Source organism: Brevundimonas sp. UBA7534 (assembly GCF_002479325.1).
GTDB lineage: Bacteria > Pseudomonadota > Alphaproteobacteria > Caulobacterales > Caulobacteraceae > Brevundimonas.
Genome location: NZ_DLMO01000162.1, coordinates 51,182 through 69,739, shown reverse-complemented (window position 1 = coordinate 69,739; position 18,558 = coordinate 51,182). Strand labels below are relative to the sequence as shown.

The following is an 18,558-nucleotide window of genomic DNA, read 5'->3' as shown; positions in this document are numbered from 1 at the left end:
AGCGCCACGCCCGCGCCGAACGCCACAGTCGGTGCGACCCGCACGCTGACCTTGACCTTCAGCGAGCGCTCTGTGCCTGCGTTCTCCGGCTTCGACGTGGTCAACTCGGCCGGCGAGAAGCTCGCGGTCCGCACTTCGGTCGCTGAAGACGGCAAGACCCTGACCGGGACTCTGACGCGACCGCTGACTGCTGGCGACTATCGCGTCGACTGGCGCATCGCCTCGAGCGACGGTCACCGCATGACCGGCTCGTACACCTTCACGGTGCGCTGACGCCGTGCTCGAGATCGCGGTCGTCGCGCTCCGGTGGCTCCAGTACGCCGGAGCCGTCGTCCTTCTCGGGACGCCGTTGTTCCTGCTGTACACCTTCAGGCGCGGCGACGGCGTGGATCTCACCTGGTCGCGCGCGATCCTGATAGGGTCAGGTTTGGTCGTCGTCGCGAGCGCGCTCCTGGCGCTACTCGCACAGACAGCGGTCATGGCGGGCTCGCTGGCGGAAGCCATCAAGCCTGTGTCTCTGTCTTTCATGATCACCGGCACGGCCTTGGGGAAAGCCATGGTCGCGCGGGCCGCCCTCGCCCTCGCAGCCGTCGTCGCGGTCCTGGCCTTGAGACCGGGCAAGACGGCCTGGAGCATCTCGCTAGGCCTTGGGCTCTTCGTGGTCGCGAGCTTCGCTTGGACTGGACACGGCGCGGCGACAGAAGGCCCCGAGGGCCTGGTCCACCTCGCCTCCGACATGGTCCATTCCGTCGGGGCGGCCCTTTGGCTTGGTGCGCTTGTAGCGCTGACGATCCTGCTGCTTCGCCGCCCCGGGGTCGACGATGGGGCCCTCTACCGTGCCTTGCATGGGTTCTCGGGCCTGGGCACGCTCGCCGTAGCCCTTCTTGTGGCCACGGGTCTCGCGAACAGCTGGTTCCTCGTCGGATCGGAGCGTTTCGTGAACCTTGGCGAAAGCCTCTATGGACAGCTTCTGATCGCCAAGCTGGCGCTCTTCGTGCTGATGCTGGGCCTGGCGGCGGACAACCGTTTCCGCCTGACACCCGCCCTGCGTCTGGAACTGGAGCACACAGGACAGTCAATCTCGGCGGTTCGACGGCTGCGGCGCAGTATCGTCACGGAGACGGCCCTCGGGCTCGTCGTCCTCGCCGTCGTCGCGCTTATGGGCACCCTCCCTCCGCCGGTCGCGACGTGATCCGACGATCTAGTGGCCCGCGGCGTGGAGCACCGCTGCGGTCGTGGCGCCATTCTCCGAGGTCGAGATGTTGTCACGTCCTCCCATCGGGCTTCCCGGATCCCGGCTTAAGCGGACAAATACGGTCTGAACGCCGCGCGCTTTCGCACTGAGGCGTTCAAACCGGAGAGGCGGATTACCGCGGAGCGCGCGACGACCAGTGAATGTGATGGATGCGCCAGCCGTCGGCGTGGCGCTTTAGCACCATGGTTTCCGTTGTCAGACGGTCCACGGCGCGTCCGTTGAACTGACCGGTGGTGCGGCCTTCGCTCGTGATCCACGCCACATCGCCGTCCGCCCAGCCCGATCTGCGGCTTACGACATTGTCCGACGCGGCCGCGAAGGCGGCGTCCGACGCAAGATGGTGAGAGGCGTATTCGTCGCGCGAGCGCTCCGCTCCGCCCTCTTCAAAGATCATGACGTCGGGGGCCAGAAGCAACAGGGCGGCAGATGTGTCACCGGCCTTGAGCGCGGCATGGAAGGCATCGACGGTCGTGGCCGCCTCCGTCGCTTCCGCGCTGATCGACCCCGCGGTCTGGGCATGGCCGTGAGAATGGTCCTGCGCGACAGCGGGCGTCACCGACAGGACGGCGAGAGAGAGGGCGAGAACGAGAGGTTTGGGGGACATGATGGGCTCCGGCTTATGAATCAGGTGAGACAAGGTCAGGTCAGGTGGGCGGGTTGTGACGGGCGAACACCTGCGTCGCGCCGGAGCGAAGCACCAGCAGCGTGTCGTAAGGGTCCTTGTGTCCCTGCGGCGTCTCCATGCCGGGCGAACCGAGGGGCATGGCCGGAACCGCGAGACCGAGCGCTGCCGGCCGCTCGGCAAGCAACCGTATGACGTCCCGTGCCGGAACATGGCCCTCTACGACATAGCCATCAATCAACCCGGTGTGGCAGGAGGCCAGGCTGTCCGGAAGCCCCCGGCTGCTGCGGACGGATTGGAGGCTCGGCAGAACGGTGATGGTCGTGTTGAAGCCAGCCTCCTGCATGTGCGAGATCCAGGCGTCGCAGCACGCACAGGTTGGCGTCTTGAAGACCGTGAGGGTTCTCGACGCCTGGGTCTGGGCGCAGGCTGTTCCGGTCAGGGCGACGCTGACGGCGGCGCCTAAGAAAAGCCTTCGGTGGAGGTAGGCGGTCGTCAAAAGGGCTCTCCCTGATCGCTGTGAACGGTGCGTCTGGCGTCGGCATCCGGCATCCGACCGAAGGTGCGCCGCCTCAGCCACTGGCGGCTCGGTCGCTCGACCAGACCATAGATGGCGGCCGCCGCGGCGAGGGTCACCGCCAACATCGCCGCCAGTTCCAGAAGCCCCATTCGATAGTCGCCCGGCCAACCCCCGATGGCCTGGGCGGCATTGCGCCAGACCATCAGGATCGGAATATGGACGAGGTAGAGGGCGAACGAGGCCTCACCGGCGAAGATTGCGACCGGGTGCGACAGGAAGGTTCTGACACCCGCCTTGGCGAGCAGCGCCAAGGCGAGAACGAAGGGTCCCGACGCGGCGACGATAAGGCGATCATCGGCCCCGATCTGCATAGCGAGCAAGAGGAGCGCGGTGGCTCCGACGGCGCCGACGATCGCGACGCGCGGGGACGGCGCCCAGCGCGCTCCGAGATAGTAGAGGCCAATCCCGAGCAGGAACTCCGGAATGATGCGCAAGACGCCCATATTGTCTTCCGCCCGGGGCAGAACCGAGCCGAACCAATGCCGGTAGATCGCATCCAGCAGGATGAACAGGCTCGTCGCCGCGGCTACGAGCATCCATGGCCTGTGTCGAAACCGCAGGGCGACCGCAGCATAGGCTGGAAAAGCGAGATAGACGAACCATTCGGCTGACAGCGACCAGGCGGGCCCGTTCCACAGGACCATCCCGTCTCGCGGCAACCAGGCCTGAACCAAAAAGAGGGTGGCCAGAAAATCCGCAGGATTGAACCGCCCGGGCTCCAGGCCGATGCCCAACACCGGCGCGGCGAGCACCAGCAACAGCATCGCCAACAGGATGAACAAATGCGCCGGGTATATGCGCGCGAACCGCGCCGCGATGAACCGCCTGTAGTTCACTGGCTGATCACCCTGCAGGTAAACGTGGGTGAGGATGAACCCAGACAGGATGAAGAAGATATCGACCCCGAGACGGGCCCGGTTTAACAGTCCGGCCGCACCTTCGGGCAGCGTCCATTGCAGCTGGTAGTGAAACAGCACCACGCCGAGCGCGAGGAAGAACCTCACCCCCGTCAGCGGATCGAGCCGATCCGGAAACGGACCCGCGGCCGGATCTGTCCTCTCGCTCACATCGCCTCCCCCGACACGAGCGGGTCCTCCCGGTCGTTCTCTGGTATCTACGCGGCGGACATCTCGTCCCCTCGTAAGGGGCCGGACGGTTTGGCGCGTATGGCAAAGGGGGCGTGATGCAGGTGCGCAATGACTGATGAGATCGAACGACTGATTGCGGCGGAAGGGCCAGACGATGCGGGGCGGCTGGACGGCCTGGAAGACGCTGTCTGGACACGGATCGCCGTGCGCCGGGAGGCGGCGTCAATGGGCCAGGTTCGGGTCGCCGCCGTAGGGCTGGCGCTCGTGCTCGGCGTGGCCAACGGTGGATTGCTCCTCGTGGCGTCGCCGCGGCCTGAGCCCTCTGAGTTGCGCATCTTCACCGTCTCGGCGGGCCTGTCGCCGCTCGGTCCACTGGATGCCCGGGGATGAGAGCGCGCTGGAAATCGATCGTCCTGACAGCCGTGCTGGCGGCGCTCGCCAGCGGCGCGGCGACCTGGGCGAGCGCAACCTGGGTCATGCGCGAGCGTCAGCCGCCGAGCCTGCATAGCGTCGTCCATGAGCAGTTGAACCTGAGCGCTGAACAGGATGGTCGTCTGGACGCGATCGAAGCGCGCTTCGCCGCGCGCCGCCCCGGGCTGGAGGCAGAAGTGCGAGCCGCCAACCGCGAGCTCGCCGCCGCCATCGCTGCAAGCGATGGGAACACGCCCCAGGTGCAGGCGGCGGTGGATCACTTCCACGTGGCCATGGGCGATCTGCAGAAGGCGACCATCGCCCACGTCTTCGAGATGCGGTCGGTGCTCACCCCCGCGCAGGCCGAGGTCTTCGACGCCGCCGTGGTGGACGCCCTGCGTGCCGACGCCGGCTAGGCGCGGCGCGTGAAGGACGGCGACAGCATTGAAGCCCGCGCGGCTGGCGGCGACGCCGGCGCGTTCGGCGCCTTGATGGCGGCGACCAAGGGCGATCTCTACAGGTTCGTGCGCCGCTATGTCGGCGACGAAGCGGAAGCGCACGACCTGCTCCAGGAAACTTACACCGCCGCATGGCTCGCCCTGCGAAGGTACGATCCGGCTCGCCCCTTCGAGGTCTGGCTCCGCTCGATCGCCCTGAACAAATGCAGGGACTGGAGCCGTCGGCGTGCGGTGCGTCGGGTGGTGCGCGGCGTCATGGGCCTCGACGCCCCCGAAGCGTCAGCGGTCCGGATGGAAACGCCATCTCCCGAAGCCCGACTGGACGATCGCCGTCGCGCCGAGGCGCTGCGCAGCGCGCTGACCCGCCTGCCTGACGGCCTCAAGGCCCCTCTCCTGCTCGCTACGCTCGAAGGTCGCTCGCACGGCGAAATCGCGGCGATCCTGGGCGTCACGACCAAGGCCGTGGAGACGCGGATCGCCCGCGCCCGCAAGCGACTTGCCGAGGACATGGCCGTTCCGGGAGGTGCTTGATCTCATCGGCCCGCCCGATGGCGAAGGGCGTTTCTTTTCGCGGTGTGGCGACCTGACGCAAGGGCGTTGTCGCCGACGTGCGTATGTCAACCAGAAGCCGACACGCGTCCGAGGAACCCCACGCTTATGCCCATGCCAAGTTTCGATCGCCGAATGCTTCTCAGGGGCGCCGCCGTTGGCGGCGGGCTGCTTGGCCTGCAGGGACTTCTGCCGGCCTGGGCGCAGACCGGTACGGCGGGCTTGAGAACGGCCCTGCCGACGTTGAGCGGGCCCAACATCGACCTGACGGTCGGCCACTCGCCCTTCACGGTCGGGGGACGGACCGGCCATGCCGTGACGATCAACGGAGTGCTCCCGGCGCCCTTGCTGCGCCTGCGCGAGGGACAGAACGTGCGACTCTCCGTGACCAACGGGCTGGATGAGGACACTTCGATCCATTGGCACGGCCTATTGCTGCCGTTCCAGATGGACGGCGTCCCGGGCATCAGCTTCCCGGGCATCAAGCCGCGGGAAACCTTCGTCTATGAGTTCCCGATCAAGCAGTCAGGCACCTTCTGGTACCACAGCCACTCGAATCTTCAGGAGGCGATGGGCCACTACGGTCCGATCGTCATCGACCCGGCAGGCGCCGATCCCGTCGCCTACGACCGCGAGCATGTGCTGGTCCTGTCGGACTGGAGCTTTATGCACCCACACGAAATCCTGGAGAAGCTGAAGAAGAGCCCGGGCTACTTCAACCGGCAGCGCACCACGCTCGCCGGTCTGATCAACGGCAGCGACCGCATGAGCCTGGAGGAGCGGCGCATGTGGGGTGAGATGCGGATGGACCCGCGCGACATCCTCGACGTCAGCGGCTCGACCTATACCTATTTGATCAACGGCCACGGGCCGCAGGAGAACTGGACCGGCCTTTTCAGCCCCGGCGAGCGCGTGCGGCTGCGCATCATCAACGCCTCGGCCATGTCGATCTTCAACGTCCGCATCCCCGGCTTGCCGATGACCGTGGTGCAGGCCGACGGCGAGAACGTCCGCCCGGTCGAGACCGACGAGTTCCAGATCTCGGTCGCCGAAACCTACGACGTCATCGTCCGGCCGACTGAAGACCGGGCCTACACCATCGTCTCGGAGGCGATCGATCGCTCGGGGATGGGCCGCGCCACCCTTGCGCCGCGCCTGGGCATGACCGCCGAGGTTCCGCCGCTGCGCGAGGTCCCGAACCTGACCATGCGAGACATGGGCATGGGCGGAATGGATCACGGCTCAATGGGCGGCATGTCCGGAATGGACCACGGCACGATGGCCGGCATGGACCACGGCGCCCCAGCCCAAGGCGCGGCGCCGGCGGGCGAGATGGGCGGAATGTCCATGTCAGGCATGAACATGCGAGATCCCGAGAACGCCCCGCCGGACATGGCGGTCGGCGTGGGCGTCGACGCGATAGCCATGGCCCCCGCCAACCGCCTCGGCGAGCGGCCGATCGGCCTGACCAACGTCGATCACCGCGTTCTCGTCTACACCGACCTGGTGTCGCTGCAGCCGAACAAGGACCAACGCCCGCCGTCGCGGACCATGGAAATACACCTGACCGGCAATATGGAGCGGTTCATGTGGGGCTTCGACGGGCGGAAGTTCAGTGAACTGGTCGAACCCATCCGTTTCGAGCGGAATGAGCGGGTGCGCGTGACCCTGGTGAACGACACCATGATGGCCCACCCCATCCACCTGCACGGCCACTTCTTCGAACTGGTGACCGGCGGTCCCCCGGGGCATCAGCCGCTGAAGCACACGGTAAACGTCGCGCCCGGGGGCAAGGTGACCTTCGACCTGACCGCCGACGCGCCCGGCGACTGGGCCTTCCACTGCCACATGCTGATGCACATGCACGCCGGCATGTTCAATGTCGTGACGGTCCGGCCCATGGACGGAGCCGCGTCATGAACCGCTTCGCCGTCGCCCTCGCTCCGCTGATCCTCGCCGCCAGCGCCGTCACCGCCCAAGCGCAGGACCCGCACGCGGGCCATGTCATGCCGGCGACCGCGGCGCCGCGAGCCACGCCCGCTCCGGCCGTTCGGCCTCAGACGTCCACCCGGCCGCCGGCGCAAGACCCGCACGCCGGTCATGTCATGCCGCCCGCGCAAACGCCGCCAGCTGCCGACCCTCACGCCGGCCATCAGATGCCGGCTGAGCCCCCGGTCGTTGATCCGCATGCGGGTCACGACATGTCGACAATGCCGCCGACGGCGCAGCCCGATCCGCACGCCGGCCACGACATGTCCGCCATGCCCTCCACCCAGGTCGACCCTCGTGCCGGGCATGATATGTCGACCATGAGTATGGGACCGCCGGACGTGCCGACCAGCGCCGACAATCCCGGCCGTCCTCCGGAGGACCCGCTCCCAGCCGCCGCCCTGAGCGGCCCCACGCACGCCGCCGATCTGGTCTTTGGCGCCGAAGCGATGGCGGCCGCCCGTCAGATTCTGGTTCGCGAGAACGGCGAGGTCCGCACCACCGCCGTCATCATCGATCGTCTCGAAGCCGGCTTCGGCGGTGCTGAGGAGTCGTATCTCTGGGACGTCCAGGGCTGGAGCGGCGGCGACATCAATCGCTTCTGGTGGAAGTCCGAGGGCGAAGGCGACTTTGGCGGCAAGTTGGAAGAGGCCGAACTCCAAGCGCTTTACAGCCGCGCGATAGCGCCGTTCTGGGATGTGCAGGCCGGCGTGCGTCAGGATTTCCGGCCCGACGGCGAGGATACGACGCACCTGGTCCTCGGCCTCCAGGGCCTGGCGCCCTATTGGTGGGAGATCGACGCGGCCGCCTTCCTCTCCACCGAGGGCGACCTGACCGCCCGCGTCGAGGCCGAATACGACCAGCGCATCACCCAGCGCCTGATCCTCCAGCCCCGCCTCGAAATCGACGCCTCAGCCAGCGACATTCCGGAGTTGGAGATCGGCTCGGGCTTGTCGTCCATCGAGGCGGGCCTGCGCCTGCGCTACGAGTTCCGCAAGGAGTTCGCCCCCTATGTCGGCGTTGAGTGGAGCCGGGCGCTCGGAAACACCGCCGACTACATCGAAGCCCGAGGCGGTGGGGCTGATGACACCCGCTTCGTCGTCGGCCTCAAGGCCTGGTTCTGACCTAAGGAGACCACCCCATGATCCGCATTCTCACCCTCACGGCCGCCCTGGCCTTCGCCGGCGCCGCCGCCGCCCAGGATCCGCACGCCGGGCACAATATGCAGACGCAGGCCGCCGAGCCTCAATCGGCCGTCACCACGGTTCCGGCGAACGGGGCCATGACCCACGGATCGCCAGAACGCTTCAGCGTCACCTTCCCCCATGCGATGGTCCTGAAGACGGTGACCCTGAGCGCCGAGGGGCAGGCCCCGGTGGTCGTGAATGCCCCCGCCGCACCGGCCGCCGCGACCGTCAGCGTGGCCCTTCCCCGGCTTGCCCCGGGAACCTACACCGCCGCCTGGACCGCTGAAGGTCCGGACGGCCACAAGATGTCCGGCTCTGTCAGCTTCATGGTTCACTAGGAGAACGACGATGCGAGTTTCCAACCTGCTGGCCGCCGCCGGCGCGATTCTGGCCCTGAGCGCTGGAGCGGCCCTGGCCGCCGAAGGCTGCGAATGCTGCAAGGATATGGCCGCTGACGCCGCCATGAGCTGCTGCGACAAGATGAAGTCCGACGCTCCGCCGCCCGCCGAACCCGCGCCGCCCGCGCCGGCGCCCTCAGATGCTCCGGCTCCCCAGGGTCACGCCGACCATAACTGACCGCCCGATCTGAACCACTCCGGCAGGCGCTCCGACGGATCGGAGGTCTGTCCGGAGCAGACAGGCGTCAACTCTCGGTCTTCGCCGCGCTGAGCCGCGCCGCGCTCCCTGTGACGCCCACTCCCGCAACCCGGATGAAACGGACGGTTTCGGCCCGCGTCCGCGGTTCGGCGACGAAGCCCGCGTCGGCGAAGGCGAGGTGCTGGGGCATTTGCTCCCTCGCCGGATTCGCGCGCCACCAGTCCTCCAGCGAGGCCGCCTTGGGCAAGATGCCGCCGACGATCCGCTCGATGTCCCGAAACGACAGGTCCACCTCGGCGCCCTTCTGACGTCTGAGAAAGGCTGCGAGCGGCGTGTATTTAGCCATCTGGGTGTCTTGCTCCGCTGCTGCCGGGGGTCAAGCCCGGCTGGCGCGCTTGCGCTGCCCGATCTAGACTTACCGGCGGCGGGTTCCGGGAACGATAGGCGCCGATCGAGAGCCAGGGGACGTGCAAACGTCGGCGGCGATCGGCGGCGAAACGCCGGGCTTCATCACAGAAGTTCCTGGCCCGCCCCCTTCCCTCATCCCGGGTCGATCAGACCGCGCCGGACCGCCGAGGCGACCGCTTCGATCCGGGTCCGGACCCGGAGTTTGGAACAGACCTTCTCAAGATAGCTGTCCACGGTGCGGGGCGACAGCGACAATATGGTTCCGATGTCGGAGGAGCTCTTCCCGCGACAGACCCATTGCAGGCATTCCTGTTCGCGCGGGCTCAGGCTGACCGCGGGCGATCCACGGTCCGGATCTTCGGAGACAGCTTCCATATTACACCACGGGTTGTCCGACTTTCTCCGTACACGGCGGGTTCGGACCCGGGCAACGTCGATCAATTGCGGGCCGCCCGCAGGTTTCTTGCGGTCCGACGGCGCCGGTTGAACCGTAGAAGGGTCGCGCCTACAGCGGAGCCGTCGGGCGCCGCGAGATAGGCGCACAGCCGGAGCCGGGGTTCGTCGCTGACGGAGGCGGCGCTGCGCGCTGAAGTAACGGGCCTCGATCGCAGAGGATTCCAACGCCCGACCCCTCCCGCTTGCGTCGGGATTCCGTTTGATTCATGCTTCGATGTCGGCGTTCGCGCCGATAGGGGCCTGGAATCCCCTGTGCGATATCAAATCATCGACGGCTGCCGCTCTGTGCGTCGGCCGGTTGCCGCCATCTGAGCGCGCGCGTCGGCGCGCCTGCCCGGAATCGCGCGGCCACGCCGGGATTCCCGCCCCTCTCGTCGAGAGGTCGGAGATCCGTGGTGACCGATACGAAGCAGCTGGGGGTGGAGGCGCAGGACGGGATCAACCGTCTCTACCGGCGATACGCCGTCTGGCTGGATCGCCGGTTGCGCCCTCACATCGGCGCCGACGCTGCGGCGGATGTCGTCCAGGAGACCTACCTCAGGGCGGCGCCTTACGCCGTGTCGGACATCCGCCATCCAAAAGCGTTCCTGCTGCAGATCGCCCTCAATCTGGTCCGCGATGAAAGCCGAAGAGAGGGCCGACGCCGCCAGAGCCAGGCGCTTCAAAGACCTGCCGAGGCCGAGGCCGCGCCGCAGTTCGACCAAGTCCTTCTCGAACAGGTTATCCGGTCCATGCCGCAACTCTACCGCGACGTCTTCGTCTTGAACCGCTTTGGCGGTATGACTTATCCCGAGATCTCCGTGTCGCTCGAGATCAGCGTGAAAACGGTGGAATGGCGAATGTCCAGGGCGCTTCAGTACTGCGCGTCTCGGCTGGACCTGTAGGCAACGGATGATGATCGAGGCTGAAGCCGACATCAGGCGCAAGGAAGCCGCCGACTGGTTCAGCAAGTTGAACCAGCGCAAGGTCACGACCGCCGACGTGAAGGCGTTCAGCGCGTGGCGGCGAGACCCGGAGAACGCGCGCGCTTTCAGCCGTCTCGAAGCCATGTGGGACGCGGCAGGGACGCTGGCGCAAAGCCCCGGGATGGCGGGGCTCGCCGACGAGGCCTTGAGTCGGGTCGAAAAGGCGCGCCCGCGCCGTCGGATGCGGGACGCCGGCCGTCTGATCCCGCTCGGCGTCGCGGGCGCCATGGCGCTTGTGATCGGAGCCGGGAGCCTGACCTGGTGGTCCCTGCAGCGGCCGGACGCCTACGCCACGGCCATCGGCGAGCAACGCACCGTGCGGCTGGAAGACGGTTCCCGCATCGTCCTCGACACGGACTCGCGGGTCACCGTTCGCTTCACCGACGCCCGTCGCGTGGTCACGCTCGCAGCAGCACGCGCCATGTTTGAGGTCGAGGGCGACGCCGCGCGGCCTTTCTTCGTCCAGGCGGGCGACACGGAGGTCACCGCCGTCGGCACGCGCTTTGACGTTCGGCGATCCGGCTCCGGGGCGCGTGTCGTCCTGGTCGAAGGGCGCGTCGACGTTCACAAGCCGTCCTCGAGGACGGCCCAATGGACCCTGGAGCCCGGCCAGCAGGTCACCACCTCGGGTCCAACGCCCCGGGTCGTCGCGGTCAATGTCCCGGCCGAAACCAGTTGGACAGTCGGCCGGCTGACCTTTGAGAACACGCCGATCGCTGCGGCCGTGACGGAGGTGAACCGCTACACCTCCAAACCGATCGAGCTTCGCGACGAACGCATCTCGTCGATCCGGGTCAGCGGCGTTTTCAACGCCGGGGACATCGACGGCTTCGTCGCCGCCCTGCGCGACCTCTATCACCTTGAAGCCGCCACGGCGGCCGACGGCCATCTGATCCTTTCGGGGCCGGCATGAAAATAATCTGCGTCCGGACTTAGGGGACGCCCCGCGACCCAACGTCTCCTCCCCGCCCCGCAAAGCCGCGGGTAGAAAAGAGGGGGAGATCATGGGTCACAGGTTCACTTCAACCGCGCTCGCTGCGCTCATGCTGGGTGTCGCGACGCCGGTCATCGCGCAATCGACCGAGGCCGTCCGGACGTTCAGCATCGGCGCCGGGCCGCTTGAGCGTAGCCTGCCGGTGTTCGCCCAGCAGAGCGGCCTGCAGATCCTCTATCCCAGCGCGCTGGTAACCGGCCGACAGGCTCGCGCCCTCACCGGCGAATACACTCCTGAGGCCGCGCTCGCGGAGCTCCTGCGCGGGACGGGCCTGGCCTATCGCCAGAGCCGCCCGACGGTCTTCGTGCTCGTTGATCCCTCAGCCCGCGCCGAGGCCGAACCGCAGGCCACCCAGCTTGAAGAAATCGTGGTCACGGGGACCTATCTGCGGGGCGCGGACAGTCCGTCGCCGGTCACCGTCATCACCCAGGACGACATCGCCCGGCAAGGCCGCGCGACGGTCGCCGAGACCCTCGCCGCCTTGCCGCAGAACTTCACCGGGGCGGCCTATGAGGGGTCTGCCGGGACAGGCGCAGACCGCACGAGCCGAAACTCGGCTTATGCGACCGGGGTGAACCTGCGGGGTCTGGGCGCGGATGCAACCCTCGTCCTGGTCAACGGCCGGCGGATCGCGGGCACGGGCAGCGCCGGCGACTTCTCGGACATCTCCAATCTTCCCAGCAGCGCCATCGCCCGAGCGGATGTGCTGCTCGACGGCGCGTCGGCCCTCTACGGCGCAGACGCGGTCGGCGGTGTGGTCAACATCATCCTGAAGTCACGGTTCGACGGAGCCGAAACCCGGCTACGTGTTGGCGGCACCAGCGACGGCGGGGCCGAGGAGACTCTCCTGTCTCACAGCGGCGGTTTCAACTGGTCCAACGGCGGCCTCCTCGCCGCTTACGAATTCCACGACCGCGGCGAGTTGCGCGCCGCCGACCGTCGCGCAACCGCGAATGCGGACCTGCGCCCGCTGGGCGGCTCGGACTGGCGCTTCACCTACGCGGCCCCGGGCAACCTCATGGCGTTCGATCCGGTCAGCGGATCCTATGAACCGGTCTACGCCATCCCACGCAATCAGAACGGCGTGGGCCTCCCGCCTGGAGACTTTCGCCCGGGCGAAGTCAATCTGACCAATCAGATGGAGGGCCTGTGGAGCCTGCCGCACCAGCGCCGGCACAGCCTTTTCGTGGCGGGCCGGCAGGACCTTCCGGGTGGTTTCAGTCTGGACGGCGACCTTCGCTACACCGACCGGACCTACATCCAGGAGTCGGTGGCCGACATCGGCATCCTGTTCGTGACGCCGGACAATCCCTTCTTCGTGCCGGTGGCGGGCGAGCCCTATCAGGAGATCGCCTATTCCTTCATCAACGACCTGGGGCCGGGCCGTGACGAAGGCTTCTCCCGCAGCGTCGGCGGCGCCGTCGGGGTCACGGGTGAACTCGCCGGATGGAACCTCGCGGCCTATCTGAGCGGAGGTCGGGAGACTACCGGGCTTATGGCCTCGAACCGGGTCCAGACGACCCGGCTCGACGAAGCCCTCGGCTCTACGCCGAACAATCCGGGAACCACCTTCAACCCGGCCGTCGACGGCTACTTCAATCCCTATGGCGATCCCGCCGCCCATAGCCCGGCCCTGTTGGCCTTCATCGGGTCCGGCTACCTTCGGTCCGAGAACATCAGCACGGTCGGCTCCTTCAACCTCAAGGCCGACGGCGTCCTCTTCGCCCTGCCAGGCGGGGACCTGCGCATGGCCGTCGGTGTCGACTATCGCCAGGAGCGTTTCGAAACCTCCGGCGAGAATTTCATCTCCGGCGCAGCGCTGCGCATCGCCGCCCCGACGGCGTTCGAGCGCGACGTCTCGGCCGCCTTCGTCGAACTGCGCGCGCCGCTCGTGGGGCCCGACAACGCCCGGCCCGGCCTCGAACGGTTGGAGCTGTCCCTTGCCGGTCGTGTCGAGGACCATGAGGGGATCGGCCAGACCAGCAATCCCAAGGTCGGCGTCCTCTACAACCCGACCCCCGACCTGCTCCTGCGCGCCAGCTACGGCACCTCGTTCCGCGCCCCTTCGCTGAGGGAGTTGAACAGCGCCTACCGGCTCGGCCCGGTGTTCCTGGACCGCGCCGGCGCCAATGTGATCAGCATCGTCCAGTACGGGGGCAACCCGAATCTCATCCCGGAGACCGCGGAGTCCTGGACGGCGGGCTTCGTCTGGACGCCCGCCGCCGCCGAAGGTCTCCGGATCGAGGGCGGCTGGTTCCGGACGACCTTCGAGGACCGGATCGCGACCCCGGTCGCGGAGAACCTGATCAATGCGCTCAATGATCCGACCCTGGCCCCTTTCATCCGCTATGTGAGCCCCGGCTCAAACGCGGACGACCGGGCCTATGTCCAGTCCCTGCTCGGCCACCCGGGCAACTTCAATCCGAACGTCTTCCCGGCGACCGCCTACGGCGCCGTCATCGATAGCCGCTACGTCAATGCTTCGGCCGTGGAGGTCGAGGGGCTCGACCTTTCGACCCGCTATCGCTTCACCCTGGGGTCGGATGACATCTCGCTCGACGCGAGCGTGACCCATCTGCTGACCAACGACCGGACGGTCACGGCTGCGTCGCCCACCGAGGACCTGCTCGGCGCCCCGAACTTTCCCGCCCGGTGGCGGGGCCGCTTCGGCGCCCAGTGGCAGCGGGGCCCGCTCACCCTCGGCAGCGCCCTCAACCACGTCAGCGGAGGACGCGATCGGGTCAACGGACGCGGGATCGATGACTGGATCACCCTGGACGGCCAGGTCCGCTACGACTTCGGGAGCGGATGGGGCGAAGGCCTTTCGCTCACCCTCAATGTGCTCAACCTGACCAATGAGGAGCCGCCCTTCTACGATGCGCCGGCGGGGATCGGTTACGACGCCGCCAACACCAATGTGCTGGGCCGGCAGATCTCCCTTCAGCTCGTCAAGCGCTGGTGAGCGTCCATGCGCATGGTCGCTTTCGCCCTCGCGGGCCTGCTCGCGACGGCGGGCCCGGCGTTGGCCAGGCAAGAGCCGCTCACGGTGGATGTCATTCTGGGGCTCGAGAGCTTCGGACGGGTCGCGATCGATCCGTCCGGCGCGGTCGCCGTCTTCGAGGAGCGGCGCGCCCGAGGCGATCTCCCCCGCCATGATCTGGAGGCCGAAGGCGCCAACCGGTACGCCCGGCTGTACCGCATCGACCTCGACGCCCCCGACCATCCGCGACCGCTCCTGACGATGGACGAAGACGCCGGCTATTCCGTCGGCGCCTTCTCGCCCAGCGGTCGGCGTCTGGCCGTGTTTCGGCTCCGGAACGACGAATGGCGGCTGGGAATCGTCGAGATCGCCGCGGGGGAGGTGGTGTGGACCGATGTGGCGCCGGAGCTTAGCCTGTGGGGCCGGTCCCTGGAATGGCTCACGGACGACACCCTCGTCGTGCTTGGCATGCCGGACGGGGCGCTTCCTCCAAGACTGGCGGGCCCCCGCGCCGAACAGGCACGCCTGCTGGCGCTGAGGGCGGCGGCGACGGCCGGGTCGCCGGCTGCGATCACGGTGGGCGAAGACGGCCCGCCGGAAGCCTTGCCGCCGCGACGTCTCTGGCGGATCGACGCCGTCACCGGAGAGGCCGCGGCGATCGCCGACGGTCCCTTCCTCGACCTCGAGGTCTCTCCGGACGGACGATACGCCGCGCTTCTGCTGGACGGCCCCCTCCTGCCGCCGCCCTCCGCCGATACCGCGAGCGAGGTGCGCCGCGCCCGGGGGCTGGAGCTCGTCGAGCTGACCACCGGGGCCGCCGTCCGGCCGCCCGAAGCCGGCAACATCTCCACGAGCCTGCTGGCCTGGTCGCCGGCCTCCGACGCCCTTCTGGTGGCGACGATCGGCGACGAACCGGCCCGGCTCCTGACCGTCGCTCCGGACGGCGCGGCGCGGGATGTGACCCCGGCCGGGGCGCACCCGACCACGCCGATCGACTTCCAGGGCATGGCCACGGCCGAGGGCGGCTGGTTGGGCGGTGTCCCGATCTTCAAGGGCCGCTCCGCATCCGGCGAGGGCTGGTTCGTCGCAGGGGCCGACGCCCAGCCGCTCACAGGCCTGTCTCCGGACGCCCGACTCGTCGCCGAGGGTCGCTCCTCGGTTCTGTTCGCCAGCGGCGGTCGCGTCATCCGCCTCGGCGCAGACGGCGAGTCCGTCGATCTCGGGGCCGCCGCCTCGGCGGTGAACCCGCGCGGTCCCTTCGGATTGCGGGCTCAGAGCGGTCCGCTGAAGGCGGACTTCGCGGTGATCGAACGTCCCGACGGGCGACTGTGCCAGGCCTGGGCCGATCCCGGGGCCGAGCCCCGATGCGTCGCGGCGACGCCTGGGGCCGCGATCAGCTGGAGCCGGGGGATCGGCCTCGACCGGAGCGGGCCGGAGGCCGAACCGAATACGCTTCGCCTCCAGCGCGGCCATAGCCGGGAGGTGGTCTGGCGGCTGAACCCCGAGCTCGACCGGATCGCGGTCGCGGCGCCCCGGCGCATCACCGGCGTTGGCGGCGCGGGCGGCTGGCTCTATTCGCCGTCGAACCCGACAGCGACGCCGCCCGTGATCGTGGTGCCCTATCAGGGCGAGGCCTACCCCGCCCCGCCGTGGTGGATGCGGCGGGAGTCCACCGGCCTGTCGCTGGCGCCCCAGCTGATGGTCGCGGCGGGCTACGCCATCCTCATCCCGGACCTCCCCGCGACCCCGGAACCGGCGGACGGCCTCGCCCAGCGCATCCTGTCGGTCGTCGACGCCGCGGCGGCGGAGGGGCTGGTCGATGCGGAGCGCATTGGTCTGTGGGGCTGGAGCTTCGGCGCCTGGTCCGCCGTGATGAGCGCTGCCCAGTCTCCCCGCTTCGACGCCGTGGTGGCGTTAAACGGGCCGATGAATTTCTCGACGGTCATCGGAGACGTCGGTTCGACCCTGCGGCTGGAGGGCGGGCATGCGCTCGCCGCGACGGCCGGCGCCCGCTGGCTGGAATCCGGCCAGGCCGAGATGCGTGACGCCTACTGGCGCGCCCCCGACCGGTATCGGCGCAACAGTCCGTTCGAGCAGGCGGACCGCATCACCGCGCCGACGCTTCTCGTGGTGGGCGAGTATGACCTGATGCTGGGCCAGTCGGAGCAGCTCTATGGCGCCCTGCACCGTCTGAACCGCCCGGTGGCCCTGACCCTGCTCATCGGCGAGGACCACGGGGTTCAGAGCCCGGGCAACATCCGGCTCTATTACGACCAGGTCCGCGACTGGTTCGACCGGCATCTCAGGGGTTCCGGTGGTCCAGCCGTTCCCGCCAGCGCCGCACCCAGGCCTCCGTCAGGGCCAGACTGAGCAGGTGGGAATGGCCGCCACGCCACAGCAGGGCGTCCCGGGTGAGGCGGTCCTCCAGGCCGGGATCGATCAGCCCCGCCTCGGCCAGGGCGCCGCCGAGCAGATAGTCGCGCAGGAAGTCCAGGTGCGCGGCGACCGCGTTGCCATAGTAGGCGCCCAGTTCGCCCTTCGAGCGGCGATCGAGGATCGAGGGCGGCAAGACATCCGCGAAGGCGGCGCGCGCGGCGGCGCGATCCCGTCCGCCCCAGGTCAGATCGACCGCCGACAGGGCCAGCCCCGCCTCCATCACCGGCTGGCTGAGCAGCGGATTGAGGCAGGGACCGAGACGGCTGCGGACCGCCAGCCCCTGGAAGGTCTGACAGAAGGCCAGGGCGGACATCTGCAAGGCCTTGGCTGGCGGGACGCCGCCCAGATCGTCGAGCCAGGGGTGATCCCAGTCTGCGCGATGGCGGACCTCCTCGCGCCAGTCCTTCGCCAGCGCCGTCGGCCACAGGGGGCGCCGCAGCCAGCGCGAGAGCCGATGCAGGACCGCCAATCGCGCGCGACCGCGCCGCTCCCAGATCTCGTCCAGCCCGATCAGCAGGCTGGGCATCTGAAAGAAGACCGCGTCGCCGCCCTGCCCCGTCAGCGAGCCCCAGCCGCCTGTCGCCTCGATCCGGTCGGCGATGTCGTCGTTGTAGTCGGGATCGATGTCGTTGGCCGCCGGCCGGAAGGTCTCGGCGCAGGCGGCCAGACGCACGGCGTCGAGTCTGAGGCCGTCGCGGCGGACTTCGGTCAACGCGAAGCCATGCCTTTCCGCCACCGCCCGGGCGTAGGCCCGCTCGTCGCCCTCGGGCTGATCGACGTAATGGTTGACCCAGGCGGCGACGTTGCGGCGTTGGTCGGCGGTCAGGACGCCCGCCACGATGGCGGAGTCCAGGCCGCCGCTGACCTCGGTGATCCAGGGCCTGTCGCCCGCCAGCGCCCGCACCGACCGTTGCACCGCCCCTCGGAGGTCGGGAGGCGGACGCGAACCCCGGTCCCGGTACACCTCCGCGGGCCGCCAGATCTGGCGACCTTGGTTGACGCCCTCCCCAACGACCCGCAGTTCGCCACCGGCGACGGCCTGCAATCCGGTTAGGGCCAGTCGATGTCGATATTCGCCGGGGCGGGCCACCAGGGCGGCGACCGCGTCCCAATCCAGCGCGATCCCGTCGGGCAGCCAGGGATCGATGACCGCCGCGGCGCTCGTCGAGATCAAGGTCACGCCGGCCTTGCGCCAGACGACGCAGTCCAGGGCGCCCGACGGGTCGCGGAGCACGGCGACGTCGCCCTCGACCCGCCGGACCAGCAGGTAGCGCCCCCAATGGTCCGAACAGACCGTGCGGGCCTGCGCCGCGTCCAGCCGTCGGCATCCCAGGGCGCCGCGCGCCCGCAGCGACAGCGCCTGGCCCTCGCGGTCGTAGATCTCGCCGAGCACCACGCCGTGCCCGTCGAGCCCCCGCGCCACCTCGAGCCGTCCGCCGGTCGGGGCGAACACCTGGATGAAGGGGTCATGCGACTTGCGCGACCAGCCGGCCCGGCTCAGGCGCTGTCGAAGCGGCGCGACCAAGGCGTCGAGCGCAGCCGGATTGTCGCCGACCAGAATGATCGCAGAGTCCGCCGCCACC

General features: G+C 68.6%; 19 protein-coding genes. 13 read left to right on the top strand and 6 right to left on the bottom strand.

Translation table 11 applies throughout. The features are described 5' to 3' along the window. Positions 1–273: copper homeostasis periplasmic binding protein CopC (gene copC, locus B2U11_RS13855; RefSeq protein ID WP_292072541.1), on the top strand; the 273-nt coding region annotated here is incomplete at its 5' end. Positions 274–277: 4 nt separating this feature from the next. After that, entirely contained in the window at positions 278–1,192 is a 915-nt protein-coding gene (copD, locus tag B2U11_RS13850; RefSeq protein ID WP_066629157.1) for a copper homeostasis membrane protein CopD, read from the top strand. 175 nt (positions 1,193–1,367) lie between these two features. Here copD and B2U11_RS13845 read toward each other — a convergent pair whose 3' ends face one another. The 3 genes from B2U11_RS13845 to B2U11_RS13835 are packed head-to-tail and all read right to left on the bottom strand — an operon-like array spanning position 1,368 to position 3,524. Further along, positions 1,368–1,859: a YybH family protein gene (locus B2U11_RS13845; RefSeq protein ID WP_017505545.1), complete on the bottom strand. Its 492-nt coding sequence runs from the start codon at positions 1,857–1,859 to the stop codon at positions 1,368–1,370. Positions 1,860–1,899: 40 nt separating this feature from the next. After that, a complete protein-coding gene (locus B2U11_RS13840; protein WP_292072538.1) occupies positions 1,900–2,376 on the bottom strand; it encodes a DUF411 domain-containing protein in 477 nt (158 codons plus the stop codon). Further along, positions 2,373–3,524, bottom strand: coding sequence for an acyltransferase family protein (locus tag B2U11_RS13835; RefSeq protein WP_155966146.1), 1,152 nt, complete (start codon positions 3,522–3,524; stop codon positions 2,373–2,375). Before B2U11_RS13835 ends, B2U11_RS13840 begins: the two co-directional genes overlap by 4 nt. Before the next feature lie 129 nt (positions 3,525–3,653). On the opposite strand from B2U11_RS13835, the gene B2U11_RS13830 reads away from it, so the two are divergent. The 7 genes from B2U11_RS13830 to B2U11_RS13800 all read left to right on the top strand — a co-directional run bounded on the left by B2U11_RS13830 (position 3,654) and on the right by B2U11_RS13800 (position 8,715). Continuing rightward, positions 3,654–3,935: a hypothetical protein gene (locus B2U11_RS13830; protein WP_017505548.1), complete on the top strand. Its 282-nt coding sequence runs from the start codon at positions 3,654–3,656 to the stop codon at positions 3,933–3,935. Beyond that, positions 3,932–4,372, top strand: coding sequence for a Spy/CpxP family protein refolding chaperone (locus tag B2U11_RS13825; protein WP_017505549.1), 441 nt, complete (start codon positions 3,932–3,934; stop codon positions 4,370–4,372). The genes B2U11_RS13830 and B2U11_RS13825 overlap by 4 nt, the downstream gene beginning before the upstream one ends. A 9-nt stretch (positions 4,373–4,381) precedes the next feature. After that, positions 4,382–4,945, top strand: a complete 564-nt coding sequence (locus B2U11_RS13820; RefSeq protein ID WP_017505550.1) for an RNA polymerase sigma factor — start codon at positions 4,382–4,384, stop codon at positions 4,943–4,945. A gap of 126 nt (positions 4,946–5,071) precedes the next feature. Further along, positions 5,072–6,883 (top strand): copper resistance system multicopper oxidase, encoded by a 1,812-nt coding sequence (locus B2U11_RS13815; RefSeq protein WP_409514909.1) that lies wholly within the window; start codon positions 5,072–5,074, stop codon positions 6,881–6,883. A gap of 389 nt (positions 6,884–7,272) precedes the next feature. Continuing rightward, entirely contained in the window at positions 7,273–8,076 is an 804-nt protein-coding gene (locus tag B2U11_RS13810) for a copper resistance protein B (RefSeq protein ID WP_414632967.1), read from the top strand. Between the two features lie 17 nt (positions 8,077–8,093). Beyond that, the gene (locus B2U11_RS13805; protein ID WP_017505553.1) at positions 8,094–8,477 is read left to right on the top strand and encodes a copper resistance CopC family protein; all 384 of its coding nucleotides are present in this window, start codon (positions 8,094–8,096) and stop codon (positions 8,475–8,477) included. Positions 8,478–8,487: 10 nt separating this feature from the next. Next, on the top strand, positions 8,488–8,715 hold the full coding sequence (locus B2U11_RS13800; RefSeq protein ID WP_017505554.1) for a hypothetical protein: 228 nt from the start codon (positions 8,488–8,490) through the stop codon (positions 8,713–8,715). Positions 8,716–8,782: 67 nt separating this feature from the next. On the opposite strand, the gene B2U11_RS13795 is transcribed toward B2U11_RS13800, so the two are convergent. Together B2U11_RS13795 and B2U11_RS13790 are read right to left on the bottom strand one after the other, a co-directional pair. Then, on the bottom strand, positions 8,783–9,082 hold the full coding sequence (locus tag B2U11_RS13795; RefSeq protein ID WP_017505555.1) for a DUF7662 domain-containing protein: 300 nt from the start codon (positions 9,080–9,082) through the stop codon (positions 8,783–8,785). A 194-nt stretch (positions 9,083–9,276) separates the two neighbouring features. Next, positions 9,277–9,519, bottom strand: coding sequence for a helix-turn-helix domain-containing protein (locus B2U11_RS13790; protein ID WP_084375300.1), 243 nt, complete (start codon positions 9,517–9,519; stop codon positions 9,277–9,279). Positions 9,520–9,995: 476 nt separating this feature from the next. Between B2U11_RS13790 and B2U11_RS13785 the strand changes: the two genes are divergently transcribed. The 4 genes from B2U11_RS13785 to B2U11_RS13770 all read left to right on the top strand — a co-directional run bounded on the left by B2U11_RS13785 (position 9,996) and on the right by B2U11_RS13770 (position 16,909). Continuing rightward, a complete protein-coding gene (locus tag B2U11_RS13785) occupies positions 9,996–10,484 on the top strand; it encodes an RNA polymerase sigma factor (protein WP_066625047.1) in 489 nt (162 codons plus the stop codon). A gap of 7 nt (positions 10,485–10,491) precedes the next feature. Next, the gene (locus B2U11_RS13780) at positions 10,492–11,478 is read left to right on the top strand and encodes a FecR family protein (RefSeq protein ID WP_292072517.1); all 987 of its coding nucleotides are present in this window, start codon (positions 10,492–10,494) and stop codon (positions 11,476–11,478) included. 91 nt (positions 11,479–11,569) lie between these two features. Then, on the top strand, positions 11,570–14,521 hold the full coding sequence (locus B2U11_RS13775) for a TonB-dependent receptor (protein WP_249750664.1): 2,952 nt from the start codon (positions 11,570–11,572) through the stop codon (positions 14,519–14,521). Between the two features lie 6 nt (positions 14,522–14,527). Continuing rightward, positions 14,528–16,909, top strand: a complete 2,382-nt coding sequence (locus B2U11_RS13770) for a S9 family peptidase (protein ID WP_066624969.1) — start codon at positions 14,528–14,530, stop codon at positions 16,907–16,909. On the opposite strand, the gene B2U11_RS13765 is transcribed toward B2U11_RS13770, so the two are convergent. Beyond that, on the bottom strand, positions 16,842–18,557 hold the full coding sequence (locus B2U11_RS13765) for an asparagine synthase-related protein (protein WP_066624967.1): 1,716 nt from the start codon (positions 18,555–18,557) through the stop codon (positions 16,842–16,844). The two genes, B2U11_RS13770 and B2U11_RS13765, sit on opposite strands and share 68 nt — an antisense overlap. Position 18,558 lies beyond the last annotated feature (1 nt).